Genomic DNA, 15,214 nt, shown 5'->3' with positions numbered 1-15,214 from the left:
GCAACAAGTTGATCGATGAAAAATATAGGTAAAAAAAGACGAATATTAATAGCTCTGGCTTTTTTGTGGACGTCAGTGTCTTGCGCTAACCCCATATCAATGCCCCCGCCTTCAATGCAACAAGATCTGAAATCGAAGGCACAGCAAACCAGAACACAACAAAAAGGTAAAACGGGAATGAATGAAAAGCATAAAGTAATCAGTGATGTCTTAGACTTCTCTGATGAACAATATTTTCATATAAACGAAGAAGACAAAAGTGCTTACGAAGTAGCAATTGCGAAAGCTCTACGTGGCGATGCTATTTTTTCTGACGCTGAACCAGAAATCGTCTATGCCGTTAGCGCCCCCAAGAATGTAAATGGTAAAAACCATAGCCAATTACCGATTATATTTGTGTCTCATACAAGCACCCTGCGAGATTGGCAAGTATCGGAAGTGCTTAATACACATATCATCTTAGTCAATCGATCTTCAGGGCAAGTTAAGGTAGCACGCTTTTCTAAGAAAACACCATCCGGAAAGCGGCTTATGGTGCCCCCACCCTCACAAAGTAAAGCCAAGCCTTCAGAAGCGCGTGGGAAAGATATTGGCACTGGCATCAAAATCATAGATTTAAAAGATTTTTTTGATATTCCCAATATCAATGACGCTTACAGTGTTATGGTTATCTCTTATGACCACGGGAGCAATATTGAACACTTTAATATTACCGGTTACCCCTCCTTTATCGATGCAGACGCCCAAACGAGTAAAGTAAATAGCGAAGCAAAAGTTCCCTCTCCTTTTGTTAGCAATATCATCGCTACGGATACAACAGAAACAAAGCTGGCAGTTACAACAGAAGACGCAAAAACACATAGCCTCAATTGCCAGATATCCCTACCTAGCGAAGAGTTAAGTTTAATTCATGCTGACAAAACGCTATTACCTGCCTCGTTGATTTTTATGAAACTAGACCAGGAAGAGCCTTTACAAATAGACTTCTACGTAGATGTCTCTACTGGCAACATACAACAATTAAATCTTCAATGGCAGGTAGATATTCAACAGGGATTATCCTTACAACACGCTCAAGAGCAAGGTCTGGATCTCAGCTCAGAAGAGTTACAACAAATACTAAATGGAAATTGGCAAGTCTACCTTGTTGTGGGTAGTTTTCTATCTCAAGCACTGCCTGTTCAATTTTAATGTAGCGATTTGTGTTAACACATCCTATCCAGCCACCAATGTAAATTATTGGTGCGCTGCAAATCTAAGCTTTAAACACGAACTTGCACTTATAGCTTGTACTTACAGATATTCGAGACCTCTTTTTCTTGAGTAAAGTTTTGTACATAACTCATATATCAAATACCACAAAGACGTTGCGCTAAAAGCTGTTGGGTAGCAGGTGTTGGTGCCCTCTCAAAAGCAGAGATGCGGTATTTTTCTGCCTGTTCAATATCGCCGGCAACCTGATATAAATACGCTAACACCGCCGCCCACACAAAGGAATTCAGCAACCACGTGGGTGCATCAAAGTCTGCAAGAATTTTTAACCCAGCTTCTGCCCCTTGCCATTGGGCTAAGGCTACAGCACGATTTAGACGGTGTATTGGAGAACAGACTGTTTGCTCAAGTAGATAATAGTTATCACATATTCTATCCCAGCGGGTATCGGCGAACGATGTTGCCAAGCAATGCTCAGCAGCAATTGCAGCTTCAGCGTGATAGCGTGAAAAAGAATGTCCTTGTGCAGATTTTTGTAGCCATTCAAACCCGGTATATATTTTTGCTTTATCCCAAAGAGAACGATCTTGGTCTTCTAGTAAAATCAAACCACCAGAAACATCTTGTCTAGCATCCAGTCTCGCTACATGAAAGTACATTAGTGCAATAAGACTGTAAGTTTCTGTCGCTTGCCCATGTGGGCTGTTAGCCAATAGCAATGCTAAACGAATAGCTTCATCGCACATTTCTTTGCGTAGACTATGTGCTTGATTCACAGACAAATATCCCTCTGTGAAAATAAGATAAATAATACGATGTACAGCAGGCAACCTTAAAGGATATTTTTCCGCAGCGAGTTCAGCAAATTCCAGAGCATGTTGTTTTAAATAATTGCGCGCTCTACCATAACGTTTATAGGCGTTAGCTTCAGAAATAAATAAGCGCTGGGCAATTTCTTGGATGCTAAAACCGCACATGGCCTTAAGGGCAAAAACCAGTTGCGATTCTCTCGGCACCTGTTCGTGGCAACAGACAAATAACATCTTCACCATATCATCTTGAAATTCTTCACTAAACGAAACTTCAGGCATCAATGCCACCTGATCTAGCAAGGTCTCTTGCTGCCTTGCGAGAATATGCTCCCTGCCGCTTTGCTTGCGAATTTCATCTATCAGGGTATTGAGCGCTGTCGTATAAAGCCAAGCAGAGGGCTTATCCGGTATGCTTGCTACTGGCCATGACTCCATAGCAGCGAGCAGAGCTCGCTGCACGGCATCTTCGACACTATCAAAATACTCCGCTCCCACGCGGCGACATAAGGTCGCCACCAATTTGGCATATTCATGTCGAAAAAAATGCTCAGCTAAAGTGGTATTCTTCAAGAGCTAATAATCTCCCTTACTTCCACACTTGAACCGGGAAAGACGCCAGGGCTTTGACGAGCAACTTCAGTAGCTTCTTCAATATTTTCAGCCGCCACAATCATAAACCCGCCAGCGATTTCTTTCGCTTCCACAAAGGGACCATCACTTATCTGCTCAGTGGTCACCACTTTACCTTCCCCTAACTTGCCTCCCATATCGATAATATTGTCTTTAAAGGTTTCTTTCCATTGGTTAAATTTCGCCATCATCTCTTCCATTTGCGCGGGTGAAGGGGCTTGTTTTTGCGTGTTTTTTTGTGGCTGACTACGCATAATACATAAATAGTTTTTTCTAGACATCGTACTTCCTATTTGATCAAATTTGTAAAATCGATTCGGTTGTTACACTGTGACGTGTCAACATCACGGTTTTGGACACACAACTTAAAATTTTTTAATTAACACACACTTATTGCGACAAAATGCCGCATTGTGCGAAAGTCACATGCCTTTATACTCCCCTTCAAAAATATCTCCCATAAAAATTTATTTCGTTTCACGAAACAACATTAGTCAATAAATACAAAAAAGTTTTAGGACGTGGCAATGCGCGTAATTTCAATATTAGGCAGTGTGTTTTTAGTCAGTGCTTGTATAAAAGCCCAGGCAGAAAACAACGAAGAGCAGCTTCTGATTATTAGTGACGGGCGTATTAAAGATACTTCAGTAGTGAGTCCAAGTAGCCGTATTAGCGCACAAGAATTACAAAGCATTAGCTTTAATACTGTTGAAGATGCTATCAGCCATGAACCCAGTGTCATTGTCCGCCGCCGTTTTATAGGTGACCCAAACGGAGTTATTGGCATTCGTAGCTCCAATATGTTTCAAGGCACCCGCTCTATGGTGTTTGCCGATGGCATGCCCTTGCATTATCACTTGCAAACGCGCTTTTCAGGCTCACCACGCTGGTCACTGGTGTCCCCCGCTGAAGTAGCAGAAGTGGAGTTGATCTATGGCCCATTTTCAGCGGAGTATAGCGGCAATGCTATGGGCGGCGTGGTGAATATGACCACCAAAACACCCACAAAACGTAAAGTTATCTTGCAAGGTAGCTTGTTCAGTCAGGATTACAGTATTTGGAGGACCGACGAGAACTTTAATGGCGGCAGAGCCTTTATCGCTTATGAAGACCGTTTTGAGGACTTTAGCCTACACCTGTCCTACAACCATCTGGAAAATGATAGCCAACCCCAAACGCAATACAATGCAGGTATTATCACAAGTCCCACCGCTAACGCCAGAACAGTCAGTGGCGGTTTTAACGGATCGAACGAATTCGGCCAAGCTGTTATCTATTATGCTGACTCCGGCCCCACTAACGCCGTAACTGATTTATTTAAAGCAAAATTTACCTATGATATTAACAATCTAAAGTTACGTGGCTCCATTGCCTATGAAGAGCGCGATCGTAAGCAGGACAGCGCCAATAATTTTATTCAGGATGAAAATGGCAATACAGTATGGAATGGACTAGTACAATTAGATGGACAAGCATTTAATATCAGAGGCAGCAATTTTCAAAACCGTGATCAGGATCGCAACAGTCTACTTAGCGGTCTGGGCCTAAGCGGCGATATCAGCAGCACATGGCTATTCGATGCATTTTACAGTAATTTTAGAATATTAGATGACAGTGAAGTACGCACAGGACGCAACCCTCTCGACCCAGACTTTATCGCGCAAAATAATGCATTTCGAGGCCGTATTACTGAATTTGAAGATACTGGCTGGGATATTTTCGATATCAAATTTGGCACACAAGAATTATTTGGCAACCCGAGCCAGCGCATATCCCTTGGCTTTCATGTCGATAGCTATGAATTAAACATCATCGCCGACGACTACAACTCTATTGACAATATCCGCCCTGCCGATGAAACAGATGGCGATCTTAGTAGCGGCCGTTCAGACAGCGGCGGTAAAGCAAGCACTCTCGCTCTTTTCGCCCAATATGGCTACACCCTTTCAGAGCAATGGGATCTTGCACTAGGGCTGCGTTACGAAGACTGGGAGACGAAAGACGGCTACTCTGGCGGCAACACTGTAGAAGACCGCACTGAAAGTGGCTGGTCACCAAAATTTTCCTTGGGCTTTACCCCTAACGACAGCATCGCTGTGCGCTACTCCTTAGCACGCGCACTGAGATTTCCTATTATTGAAGAGCTTTATCGTAACGACGGTGCAACCAGCGACGGTTCGGTATTTATCTCAGACCCGAGCTTGCAACCAGAAGATGGTATTTTTCACAACTTGTCTTTCGAACACACCCTAGCAAGCGGCAGTGTAAAAGTTAACGTGTTTTATGATGTTGTAGACGATGTAATTTTCAATCAATCCACCCGTACCGATATTGGCAGCATCACCACTAGCTTGCCCGTAGACGAAGTGACAACAAAGGGTGCCGAGTTCACATTGCAACAACAAAATATCTGGGGAAGCCTGCTCGATATTCGTTATAACCTCAGTTACATAGATACTGAAATTACCAAAAATATATTAAACCCAGAAATTGTAGGCAACGACTTTCCCCGTATGCCAAATTGGCGCAGTAACTTAATCCTAAGCTATCCCCTTAGCGATAAGTTTAAAATGAGTGGCAGCGTGCGCTATGCCAGTGACAGCTCTGGAAGACTCGATAATAACGACACTGAAGAAAATGTATTTGGTGCTCATGATGAATTTATTTTCTTCGGTGTTAAAGCCAATTGGCAGCTGGCTAAAACCACCTTGCTAAGTGCTGGAGTTGATAATATCGCCAATGAACAAGCCTATGTATTTCATCCCTGGCCCTCTCGTACATTTTACTTAGAAGCAACACACACATTCGGCGAATAAACTTAACATATTAAGGTAACCCTCTGTGAAAAGACAAAGCTATTCACTATTGCAACAACGTATATGGCGCTGGCATTTCTTTGCCGGCCTAATGGTATTACCTTTTGCAATGGTGCTAGCGATAACAGGTGGCATTTATCTTTTTAAACCACAATTTAATGCCTATTTCGAACGTTATATCGATAGACAGGCGGATACCAGTAGCGGCGAAAAATTATCAGAAGACGCCCTTGTCGCCAGTGTATTAAGCACCTATACCGGCGCAAAGTTTAAACGCTATACGCTACCAGAAAACGGCAGTGCTGCAGTTAAAATTGAAATCGACTATCAAAATGATCGCCTTGTTACTTGGGTCAATCAATTTAATGGTGAAGTATTACACGAGTCACCTCGTGGGCAGCGTTTTATGAATTTAATGTCTCGTATACACGGCGAGTTACTGGTAGGCAGACGTGGCTCCTACTTGGTGGAATTTATGGCAAGCTGGATGATAATTCTCATTATTAGCGGTGTGTTTTTATGGTGGCCACGTGCGCAAGAGATTTCCCATAGCCCCGGTGCAGCGATAAAACGTGCATTAGGCCCACCTAGTGCACCGATTAAAAAACGTAACTTCTGGTACCACTTGCATGGCGTCACAGGTCTATGGATTTCAGGCTTTGTTCTGCTGTTGTTGTTGTCAGGATTACCTTGGACAAAAGTCTGGGGAGGTCTTTTCCAACAAATACAAAGCTACATGTCTTGGGGAGGTCCAGGCCAGGAATGGAATATTACCTTAACCTCTCAAGACCCGCATGAGCATCATAAGCAAACGTCAAACAAAGACGACGGCATTGACCTTTGGCAATTATCTAACGATGAGGATATTAAAGTCACCCTTAAATCCAACGCTGAAAATAACACCGACACAGCATCGGTATTACTTTCAGATATTGTACTTAAAATTCGTGACTTTGATTTGCATCCCCCCATCGAGATCCATCCACCAAGAGGAGAAAATGGTGTATGGACAGTGCGCTCCATGACTCCCAACCGCCCTCTTCGACAAACCCATCACTTTGATCGTTGGAGTGGCGAAAAGATTATGAGTATTGTGTTTACAGACTATCACCCAGTGAAAAGGCTCGCCTCCTATGGTATTGCTTTTCATGAAGGCGTGTTATTCGGTTGGCTAAATCAGCTGCTGGGGCTTATCGCCACCTTGGGAGTGATACTACTAAGTATTACCGGTTTCTATATGTGGTGGAAGCGACGCCCTGAAGGCAAACTCGCCGCACCCGGCATTCCCTCTGGAAAACATATTCCAGCCTGGGTTGTGATTACTATTTTAGGCTTTGCTTTATTCTTGCCTTTGTTCGCCCTTAGCTTAGCCATAATCCTTCTGTTTGAATTCAGCCTGAGCTTGTTTAACTCTCGTATAATGCCGCAACTTAAAATAGACAAGGGGGAGTAAAGATTTAGAGGGTTAAACTTCTACAATATCGCTTTTTAATGCACCGACAAAAGCAACTATTTCTTGTACCTCTTGTTCCGGGATATTTAACCTTTGCATCGTAGCTCCAGCATGTTGGCAAAAAATATCCCAATCTTCTTCGTCGATATTCATACCTCTGTGCGTTAATAGCATATCCCTACCAGTGTAGTAAACGGGGCCTCCGCATTTATAACAAAGGTAATCGATAAGTAATTGCTTTTCCCTTTTTACACCGTCATCTCCACGATTCTGCCAAAACCGACCAAGTTTCTGGTCTGCTTTTAAACGCGGTAATAAGTTATCGACAAAAGTTGTAATACCATCATAACCGCCTAAGCGCTGATAAAGTAATGTTGCTGTCATATATGCCGTACCTCATGTCGCACCGTATTTATCATTAAAAGAAAAATACCTAAATTTGGGGAGTTGCCTAGATAGGTATTTATAAAGTATAGCGCGATATATGCCAACTAACATTGGATTAGAAAACAATCATAATCTTAAAATTTAAAATCGATTTATAATATTTAAACTCTTTCTCAAACTTTAATCGCACTGATTTTATCTTTAGAATAAAGATCTTAAGAAGCTTGTTTACTCTGACAGCTTCAGCAAAATAACACCGTGTAAAAATCTAAGGTTTAGGGCTTATGACAACTCCGAAAATGGGCAGGCCACGTCAATTTGATCCAGACAAAGCGCTGCGCGATGCCATGCATGTATTCTGGGAAAAGGGATATGACGGCGCCTCAATGGGAGATCTTACCCGGGCAATGGGCATTAACCGTCCAAGCTTATACGCTGCATTTGGCGACAAATATGCACTCTACCTTAAGTCCATTGATTGTTATATTTCAGACAACGCTTGCGCCCCCTTAGTGGCATTTGACGCAGAAAAAAATATTACTGAGGCGGTAAGAGCTTTTCTTAAAACCTCTATTGAATGCGCCACAGGGCGAAGTGAAGGTAAGTTAGGTGATTTTCTCGGTTCTTGTGTATCAACAAATTCAGGGGGACTAGAAGGAATACAAGAACGTCTACAAGCATCCATTGCACAAACAGACGAGCGCCTAGAACAACGTTTTAATCTAGAGAAAGAAAATGGCGTATTGGCAGAAAACTTTCCCTCTTTGGAAAGAGCCCGCCTGATGTATGACCTTCGACAAGGTCATATTTTTCGTGCACGCTCTGGTATTAAACGAAATACCATGCTCGAAGATATTGAATATCGAGTCAAAATTGTACTTTTGTAATTAACAGAGTTATTGTCCTTAATAATTTAATCAACGCGTCTAATATATTCACCTGATTAAATTTAACGAGTTAGCTACTAAAGATGGCCCCTATAATAGCGACTAATAAAAAAACAAATAACAGTGCCATCGCATACATGGCGATAAATTGAAAAGCAATTGCACTAAACCCTATTGCCATTGCACAAGCAGAAACACGAATAGGCTCCTTGAATACAAAACTAAATACTCCCATCAAAATAGCAATAACGGCGACAATAGGAATGCTAATATCAATTACTTTATCCACATTCCACTTGCTTGTCGTCGGATAACTATCTTCAATCGGCTCGCCGTTAAGTGCTTTAATTGCGGCATCTTGCAGTGATAACACTTTTTCAGCCAAAGCTTCTTCTAAGGTTGGCTGCTCAGCAAAAGGGCCACCCCAAAAAGCGATCAGTGCAATTAAAAGTGCAATGCTTCCCAAAACAATTCCCACAAGCCCCAATTTTACTTCTGACATGTTCATTCAGTTCTATATACCTTTATTAATAATCGTTTACGCTTTGTTACTAAGTAAATAACACATCCCATATAGTGCTATCTATATAAAATCATTCATAACTATATTTCGTGCTACCTAATGCTAGGCATAGTAAACCAAAGAGGGAAATAATAAAAACGAAGGGATTTTTTTAAATAAAATACTGATATTACCAGAATAAGAACTGGCATTTAAAAGGACGAGTGTCGTTTTCAATTGTGAGATATTTCACATTTAATATAACAGCAAAATATCCCAGCAATAGGTATTAATTGTTGGAGTCTGAATTCTCGGGGCTCAACGCAGCCTCAGTACTACTAGTATTAGAGGCAGATTCTGTGGCGGAGTTCGACACGTTAGTCGGCACCTTAACATCTTGTACAGTTGCGCCCTCCTCGGAGCTCTCTAGCCCACCCTCTAGCCCAACTAGGCCTGGATCAGCTGGCACAACCTGAAGCTTATAGGCGTTCGCCATTTCCACGTAATTGTTGTAATCCACCAAGCTAACATAACCATCTTCAGCCAATGCCGACTGGATTAGCGGCACATGCGGCCCAGGTTTGGCCAGCAACATCGCCACTGACGTGTCATGTTGTTGCTTCGCAAAAAAACTATAACCCGCCCCCCAACATATGTAATACCCTAAAATAGCGAAAAGACTTATAAATGATACAACCACAATTATCTCAATATTACACGCAGCCAGATCGCGTTTACGTTCTTTTTCTAATGCTAACTTTGACTCAAGACATTTCTGATCCAGCAATGCTTCAAGATCTGCAGTATTCATGGCTATTTATCCCTCATAAGTAACCCAAAACAACTGGCGTTACAGTTAAATTAATATCCCCCATACAGCCACAGCTCCCTGGAGTTTTTCCTAATATAGCGCCATCATGCTAACTTTTTACACGCCATACAACGACTTTTTATGACAAATCGTGTATTTTTTAGTAAAAAACGACCTAGATCACCCCTAAAACACTAACTAGTATGAAAACTCATATTAAAGATAGATCAAAAACCAGCAGACTTATTACTCAAAAGCACTTCCAGCAAAGTAAAAACGTGACAAAAGCATCAAGACTTGATATCGTGCGCGCCCTCTCGCAAGCGATATGAACTAGACTGCTTGCAACACGCCCAGGTGGTGAAATTGGTAGACACGCCAGCTTCAGGTGCTGGTGGCCTTACGGCCGTGGAGGTTCAAGTCCTCTCCTGGGCACCATTTTCAAGTTTTGTTTAAAATTCTCAAAAACTCTAAATACATCAGATATTTGCGGTGTTCGATACATACCTAAACGATCCCATATAAGACGATTAGGAAAGGTGAGTTTTAGGACGGCTCTTTTCCCTTGGAACCCGCCGTTAGCCCATACTTTATAAGGGTTTGATAAAAACTCAATGGGTGTTCGATACATTTGCTCAAACGGTCTTTGTGGCTTGCCTGTATTTGCAATTTTCTCTGTTAAAACAAGTTTTTGTTTTTCGAGCTTTTCGATCTTGTCCTCGAATGCCTTTCTAACTGTGGCACTATCTGTTTCGATAAGGCGCTCTAGCATTTTGTTAATCTCTTGATCCAGCTTGTGCTGGTTTTTAATAAAGTTTGCTTTGCGCTGCTGTTGCGTCTTTGCCATGTGATCCCACAAGTCTTTGAACATTGCGCTTGCTAAGCTTAATACGTTCCGTGAAGGCTTTAGGCTTTTAAGCAGTTTTTCAAATTCCCCTTCTAAAACATCACGGCGAATAGATTTTCCTTTGTAGGTGCATTTGCGATTTTGGCATACATAATAAGGGTGGAGCTTGCCGCTTTTGCTTTTTGACCAAGCGGCGGTGAGAGCATTACCACACTCACAAGAAACGGCACCTCTTAAAGGAAAGTCTTTATTCAGGTCTTTGCGCGCGGGTGCATGCTTACGCCCCAATAGGCGCTCTTGTATTTTTAGGAACGTTTGATAGGTGACCATGCCTTCATGGTTGCCTTGGCGGAGTGTTATTCCCCACGGCTTATATTCAATCATTCCGGCATAGAGTGGATTAGTCAGCATCTTATCAACTTGGTTATTCCCAATCCTGCCACTGGCAGTTTTGGGAAATTCTGGCGCTGCTTCCAGAAAATATTTACACTCGCGCTTGGTTTGAAACCGTCCTGATGCAAAACCCTCCATCATCTCAGCGATGACACTCGCTGTTGGTTCATCTTTGACGAGTGTCTTACCACGGCCTTTGACTTTCTCGTACTTAAAGCCTGCGGGCGCAATAAACGCATGAAACCCGGCCTCAAGTCGGGCTTTCGTTTTTTGCTTGGTTTGGCGCGCAATTGACTCACGCTCATATTCACCCGCAGCAACGGTAATAGATTGCTGAAATCGTCCTTCTGGCGTTTTTTCAAAAACAAAATTAGGTGACATCGGGTCTGCACCATAGACATCTAATTTTTTGATCAAATCCCAATAAAAATACACATCGCGGGAAAAACGTTTTATATCATCAAATATCACCACATATTTTTTATCTTGATTAGCGGCAAGATAATTTAAAATTTGGTTCATGGCTGGGCGTTTATTAAAGTTTCCGCCAGCGGTTACATCGTCATGAAAAATTTTTTCAATGATTAAGCCTTTTTCTTCGGCAAACTGAATACAGCGATGTTGCTGGCTTTCCAAGCCGTGCCCTTCGGTGCGTTGCTTGGTATCTGAAACGCGGCAATAAGCTAAAGCATATCTAATCATTTTCATTCCTTTCGTTGATTGCGTTTATTTGCTGATTGAATATATCCGGTAATACGATATTCAATATATCCACACCCCAGCCGATATCTACCATTGTGGACATGATCTGCCAAAGCGTTGCCATGAGTTCATTGGCTTGTTCTTCGGTGATATCCATATTTTCCAAATGGTGGCGGTATTTATCCGGGTCAAGTTTCAGCCTCGGTAAGCCCTCAGCCTGTGACGATGTATTTTTATCACGTAAAAATAAAGTATCTGTCATTATGGCTCCTTTATAGTCTTATCATATGTCTCCCTTTCCGTTCAATAAAAAAGAACAAATAAGGAACATATTTATACAGCTAAAATGTATCTTTGAAAGAATAAATTCCTACGAATAGAAATTCATGCACAACAAAAATAATGCAAGGAGACAATAACCCGCTTTTATACAGAAGTTGGGAAATAGATATGATTTATTCTTGATCCATTCTTGGGTGTATTAAGAATAACTAGATAGCAGGGCCATTATCTAGAGTTGAATGGCCTCTTTGGTTTTTAGTATTTATTTTGACATCTTTGTTGATATTTTTTGCCGCATTTTTTGTGGATTCTTTAAGATCCGATGATTTTTTCGGGGCATCAGGAAGTTTTTTATAGGCAGAAAGCATGGCTTCATACGCACCTTTAACGGAGCTTTTTGACTTATTTCTTACTAAGTCCGTAGCTTTACTTTTATTGAACCCATCAATTTCTTTCTCTAATAGGTCAAACACAATGGCGCCACTCTTACCCGTTCTCTGAGCTTCTGCTTGCAATTTCTGGCTTTGTTCTTCGCTTATACAGTCCATTTCAAATACAAGTTTCTTTTTCGGGGCATCAGGAAGCTTTTTATAAGTTGCCATCATACAGGCATATGTGCCTTTAGGCGGTTTTTTAAGCGTGCCCGTTAATAGATTTTTAACCTTATGTTTATCAAGCCCTTCAATTTCTTCTTTTAGGAGATTAAAAATACCTACCCCGCCTTTACCTGTACGCTGAGATTGCGCTCGCAATTCCTGGATTTGCTTTTCAGTTACAGACTCTTTTTCAAATATAAGTTTCTTTTTCGGAGCATCAGGAAGCTTTTTATAGGCGGCAAGCATGGCTGCATAAGCGCCTTTAGGCAGGTTTTTAAGCGTGCCAGCTAGTACTTTAGGAGCGTTACAGGAATTAAGTCCTTCAATTTCCTCTTCTAGCAGATTAAAAATAGCATAACCGCCTTTACCTGTGCGCTGAGATTGCGCTCGCAATTCCTGGATTTGTTCATCGGTTATAGTTTCTGTTTCAAATTCAGGCTCATAATCAGGTAATTCTTTACAGGTGGCAAGCATGGCTGCATAAGCGCCTTTAGGAGCGGTCTTTAATCCACCACTTACAAGGTTATCAGCCTTACGTTTATCAAATCCTTTAACACCTTCTTTTAGGAGATTAAAAATACCTACCCCGCCCTTATTTATGCGTTTGGCTTGTGCTTGTAATTCTTGGATTTGTTCATCGGTAACGAGTTCAATGCCCGTTTCAGCAGCTTCTTCCATATCTTGGGTAAGTTGGTAAAGGTCACTGATCTCGGCGTGGTATTCAACATTTGGGTTGTGTTCTAATGGGTTGTTAGGTGCACTTGGTTTGCCAAATGTGGGTTCGATATGCCCCAATGCAATGCGAAGCTGTTTTGCCATTTCACGTTTGTAGGTTTGTCTTGCAAACTGTTTTGTAGTGCGATCTTCAAATAGCTTCTTTGCAAGCACCTGTGCTTCGTCATTCAGTTCAACATAATCAAGCGCTTTACCTTTGCCGTTAAAGATGCGGATATAGAATTGGTCTTTTGCTTTTTGTTGAACAAATACTTTTTTTGTACCGGTTTCTGGAAATATTCCAGATTGATCGAGTAATCGCACGCTATAATCTTTTGGTGCTGCAGGACTTAAAACAGCGGTGTCTTCTAAAATATGTTCGGTAAGAACATATTTGCCAGAATACGCATCTTCGAGTAATTTTTCACGAAGTATCGCATCTTCTTCTGGATCGTTAGAGCCGATGTAGATTAGCGTATCAACAATGGTTGAACCTTCGTAGCGTCCTTTGGCTTCGTTATACCATTGACGCGCTGCACGTCCGATAATTTGCTCGGTATCAACAAGAGAGCTACTAGGCACACGAAAAATAATTTTTAGAGGTTTATAATTAAAACCTTCTTTGAATTTACTATCTCCCGATAATGTTTGATATTCATGATGTTCTTGTACATCTTTAAACCGCTTTTTTTGCTCTCGTTTAGAGATTTTATTGGTATGAATAGGAACAGAGGGTTTTTTATTCCCAAGCTGTTTTGCTTTTTCTATAAAAAATGGGTCTTCATTTAACCGTTGTGAAACCTTATCAGCTTGGCGTGTTCTGGATGCGAAAAAGCCAGCAATATTATCGCTTAGCGGATCACCGGTAATTTGATCAATTCCGTGTTTATAAACATCAACAACAGCATCAACCCACGCCTCTTCCATGATTTTTTGGCGATAATCCGCTTTTTGGGCAGCGGTGGCATTTTGAAACTCTTCAGACAATTCCAGATTATCAGGGTCAACACGGATAATGAGAAGCTGAGATTGAACGTAAGAGGCACCACGCCCCTTTAAAATAGCATCGCGTAGTCTCAGGCCGTAAATTTCACGTTCATGCGTTTGTTTAACTGACTTTTCTTTATCAAAATGTGCCGTCGCAGTCACAGCCATTTGTATAATGTTTCTGTCGTGATTGTCGAAATTTTCCTTTTTGCGTTCAACACGACGTTCTGAGGTCGAACGGTGCGCCTCATCATCAAACATACCATCCATGTTATGAGCGCCAATAAGTCCCGCATCAACAAGTCTGTCACGCGCAACAGTGTTCATGATTGTGAGTGGTTTGGTTAAGTTCTCTTCTTGGTCGCCACAAATACCGATTTTACCTTTTAGGCTTGGCGAGAATTCCATAAGGTCTTTGGGCGTTTGATCTAAAAGCTGGTTAGTCGGAACAGTTAATCCAAATTTTAAGTGATCATTATTTTCTTTTGCTATACGAAAAAGATTGGCAAAAAGACCAGAAAGAAACGCACTCTTACCTTGTCCCGTTGCAATGTTGAAATAACCTTGGAGTTTTTGTGCGGTGGTTAAATCCGAGCGCTTGAGATAAGTATCTAACGCTTCATATGCTTCTTGTTGTGTGTCATTAAATTTAAAGCCATTTTCAAAATGGCCTTCTTTCAAGAGCAAAGCAACAGCTTGTTGCATATATGATAGTAATTTATCTTCATCCATGACGCGAATATGAATACATAAATTATGTCAATAAAGTCAAGAAAAAAGTATTACACTCTCTCTTTATTCACATATCGCAAACTAAGTGTCATGATCTGATTTGTTTGTTTTGACTTTCACAGTGAAACATAATCTATGATTAGCTTTTGCACGAAACCAAACCACGTTGCAATTCTATGCAAGCTGTGCGTTGTACTACACGCCGAACAAGTTCGGCAGTACAACGCGCTTGCCAAAGGGGCGCTACGCCCCCTGTTGGATACCCCCGTGACACGTAAAATAATAAATATTTTGCGCGCCATAATCTGATGGCAGATTAATCACCAATCAGGGGAGCATTCAGTGCGGCACTAGGTGCAAAAATACTGGATAAGGCATATATGCACTGCTTTTGACGACACACAAATGATGGACATGTCATATATCTTCGAGACTTATGAAATTCTTTACC

Annotated in this window: 12 protein-coding genes and 1 tRNA gene; 5 read left to right on the top strand and 8 right to left on the bottom strand. The window is 41.5% G+C overall.

All coding sequences use genetic code 11. From position 1 onward, the window contains the following. Positions 1-15 precede the first annotated feature (15 nt). Positions 16-1,191: a hypothetical protein gene (locus BVC89_RS14640; protein WP_086931904.1), complete on the top strand. Its 1,176-nt coding sequence runs from the start codon at positions 16-18 to the stop codon at positions 1,189-1,191. Between the two features lie 158 nt (positions 1,192-1,349). Here BVC89_RS14640 and BVC89_RS14635 read toward each other — a convergent pair whose 3' ends face one another. Both BVC89_RS14635 and BVC89_RS14630 read right to left on the bottom strand, forming a co-directional pair. Continuing rightward, a complete protein-coding gene (locus BVC89_RS14635; RefSeq protein WP_086931903.1) occupies positions 1,350-2,594 on the bottom strand; it encodes an RNA polymerase sigma factor in 1,245 nt (414 codons plus the stop codon). Beyond that, positions 2,591-2,935, bottom strand: coding sequence for a YciI family protein (locus BVC89_RS14630; RefSeq protein ID WP_086931902.1), 345 nt, complete (start codon positions 2,933-2,935; stop codon positions 2,591-2,593). Before BVC89_RS14630 ends, BVC89_RS14635 begins: the two co-directional genes overlap by 4 nt. 246 nt (positions 2,936-3,181) lie before the next feature. Between BVC89_RS14630 and BVC89_RS14625 the strand changes: the two genes are divergently transcribed. Together BVC89_RS14625 and BVC89_RS14620 are read left to right on the top strand one after the other, a co-directional pair. Further along, positions 3,182-5,470 carry a TonB-dependent receptor gene (locus BVC89_RS14625; RefSeq protein ID WP_086931901.1) on the top strand — a complete coding sequence of 763 codons (2,289 nt, stop codon included), beginning with the start codon at positions 3,182-3,184 and terminating at the stop codon, positions 5,468-5,470. 25 nt (positions 5,471-5,495) lie between these two features. Next, entirely contained in the window at positions 5,496-6,923 is a 1,428-nt protein-coding gene (locus BVC89_RS14620) for a PepSY-associated TM helix domain-containing protein (protein WP_086931900.1), read from the top strand. Between the two features lie 12 nt (positions 6,924-6,935). Here the strand turns inward: BVC89_RS14620 and BVC89_RS14615 are convergent, their stop codons facing one another. Next, positions 6,936-7,307 carry a group I truncated hemoglobin gene (locus BVC89_RS14615; protein ID WP_086931899.1) on the bottom strand — a complete coding sequence of 124 codons (372 nt, stop codon included), beginning with the start codon at positions 7,305-7,307 and terminating at the stop codon, positions 6,936-6,938. A 287-nt stretch (positions 7,308-7,594) separates the two neighbouring features. On the opposite strand from BVC89_RS14615, the gene BVC89_RS14610 reads away from it, so the two are divergent. Continuing rightward, the gene (locus tag BVC89_RS14610) at positions 7,595-8,197 is read left to right on the top strand and encodes a TetR/AcrR family transcriptional regulator (RefSeq protein WP_216824980.1); all 603 of its coding nucleotides are present in this window, start codon (positions 7,595-7,597) and stop codon (positions 8,195-8,197) included. A gap of 70 nt (positions 8,198-8,267) precedes the next feature. On the opposite strand, the gene BVC89_RS14605 is transcribed toward BVC89_RS14610, so the two are convergent. Both BVC89_RS14605 and BVC89_RS14600 read right to left on the bottom strand, forming a co-directional pair. Next, a complete protein-coding gene (locus tag BVC89_RS14605; protein WP_158657950.1) occupies positions 8,268-8,699 on the bottom strand; it encodes a hypothetical protein in 432 nt (143 codons plus the stop codon). A 289-nt stretch (positions 8,700-8,988) separates the two neighbouring features. After that, entirely contained in the window at positions 8,989-9,510 is a 522-nt protein-coding gene (locus tag BVC89_RS14600; protein WP_086931897.1) for a hypothetical protein, read from the bottom strand. A 351-nt stretch (positions 9,511-9,861) separates the two neighbouring features. On the opposite strand from BVC89_RS14600, the gene BVC89_RS14595 reads away from it, so the two are divergent. After that, positions 9,862-9,948, top strand: a tRNA-Leu gene (locus BVC89_RS14595). Here the strand turns inward: BVC89_RS14595 and BVC89_RS14590 are convergent. The 3 genes from BVC89_RS14590 to BVC89_RS14580 all read right to left on the bottom strand — a co-directional run bounded on the left by BVC89_RS14590 (position 9,911) and on the right by BVC89_RS14580 (position 14,763). Next, entirely contained in the window at positions 9,911-11,452 is a 1,542-nt protein-coding gene (locus BVC89_RS14590; protein WP_158657949.1) for a recombinase family protein, read from the bottom strand. The genes BVC89_RS14595 and BVC89_RS14590 overlap by 38 nt on opposite strands. Further along, positions 11,445-11,714: a hypothetical protein gene (locus BVC89_RS14585; RefSeq protein WP_086931895.1), complete on the bottom strand. Its 270-nt coding sequence runs from the start codon at positions 11,712-11,714 to the stop codon at positions 11,445-11,447. The genes BVC89_RS14590 and BVC89_RS14585 overlap by 8 nt, the downstream gene beginning before the upstream one ends. 229 nt (positions 11,715-11,943) lie before the next feature. Further along, positions 11,944-14,763, bottom strand: a complete 2,820-nt coding sequence (locus tag BVC89_RS14580; RefSeq protein ID WP_086931894.1) for a DEAD/DEAH box helicase — start codon at positions 14,761-14,763, stop codon at positions 11,944-11,946. Positions 14,764-15,214: the final 451 nt, after the last annotated feature.

The organism is Agarilytica rhodophyticola (genome assembly GCF_002157225.2).
GTDB lineage: Bacteria > Pseudomonadota > Gammaproteobacteria > Pseudomonadales > Cellvibrionaceae > Agarilytica > Agarilytica rhodophyticola.
This window is presented reverse-complemented; position numbering and strand designations above follow the sequence as displayed.

What these genes read in the sequence shown, in the direction of transcription:
- BVC89_RS14640 (WP_086931904.1), top strand. Translation starts at nt 16, where the DNA reads ATGAAAAATATAGGTAAAAAAAGACGAATATTAATAGCTCTGGCTTTT.
- BVC89_RS14630 (WP_086931902.1), bottom strand. Translation starts at nt 2,935, where the DNA reads ATGTCTAGAAAAAACTATTTATGTATTATGCGTAGTCAGCCACAAAAA.
- BVC89_RS14625 (WP_086931901.1), top strand. Translation starts at nt 3,182, where the DNA reads ATGCGCGTAATTTCAATATTAGGCAGTGTGTTTTTAGTCAGTGCTTGT.
- BVC89_RS14615 (WP_086931899.1), bottom strand. Translation starts at nt 7,307, where the DNA reads ATGACAGCAACATTACTTTATCAGCGCTTAGGCGGTTATGATGGTATT.
- BVC89_RS14610 (WP_216824980.1), top strand. Translation starts at nt 7,595, where the DNA reads ATGACAACTCCGAAAATGGGCAGGCCACGTCAATTTGATCCAGACAAA.
- BVC89_RS14605 (WP_158657950.1), bottom strand. Translation starts at nt 8,699, where the DNA reads ATGTCAGAAGTAAAATTGGGGCTTGTGGGAATTGTTTTGGGAAGCATT.
- BVC89_RS14600 (WP_086931897.1), bottom strand. Translation starts at nt 9,510, where the DNA reads ATGAATACTGCAGATCTTGAAGCATTGCTGGATCAGAAATGTCTTGAG.
- BVC89_RS14590 (WP_158657949.1), bottom strand. Translation starts at nt 11,452, where the DNA reads ATGATTAGATATGCTTTAGCTTATTGCCGCGTTTCAGATACCAAGCAA.
- BVC89_RS14585 (WP_086931895.1), bottom strand. Translation starts at nt 11,714, where the DNA reads ATGACAGATACTTTATTTTTACGTGATAAAAATACATCGTCACAGGCT.
- BVC89_RS14580 (WP_086931894.1), bottom strand. Translation starts at nt 14,763, where the DNA reads ATGGATGAAGATAAATTACTATCATATATGCAACAAGCTGTTGCTTTG.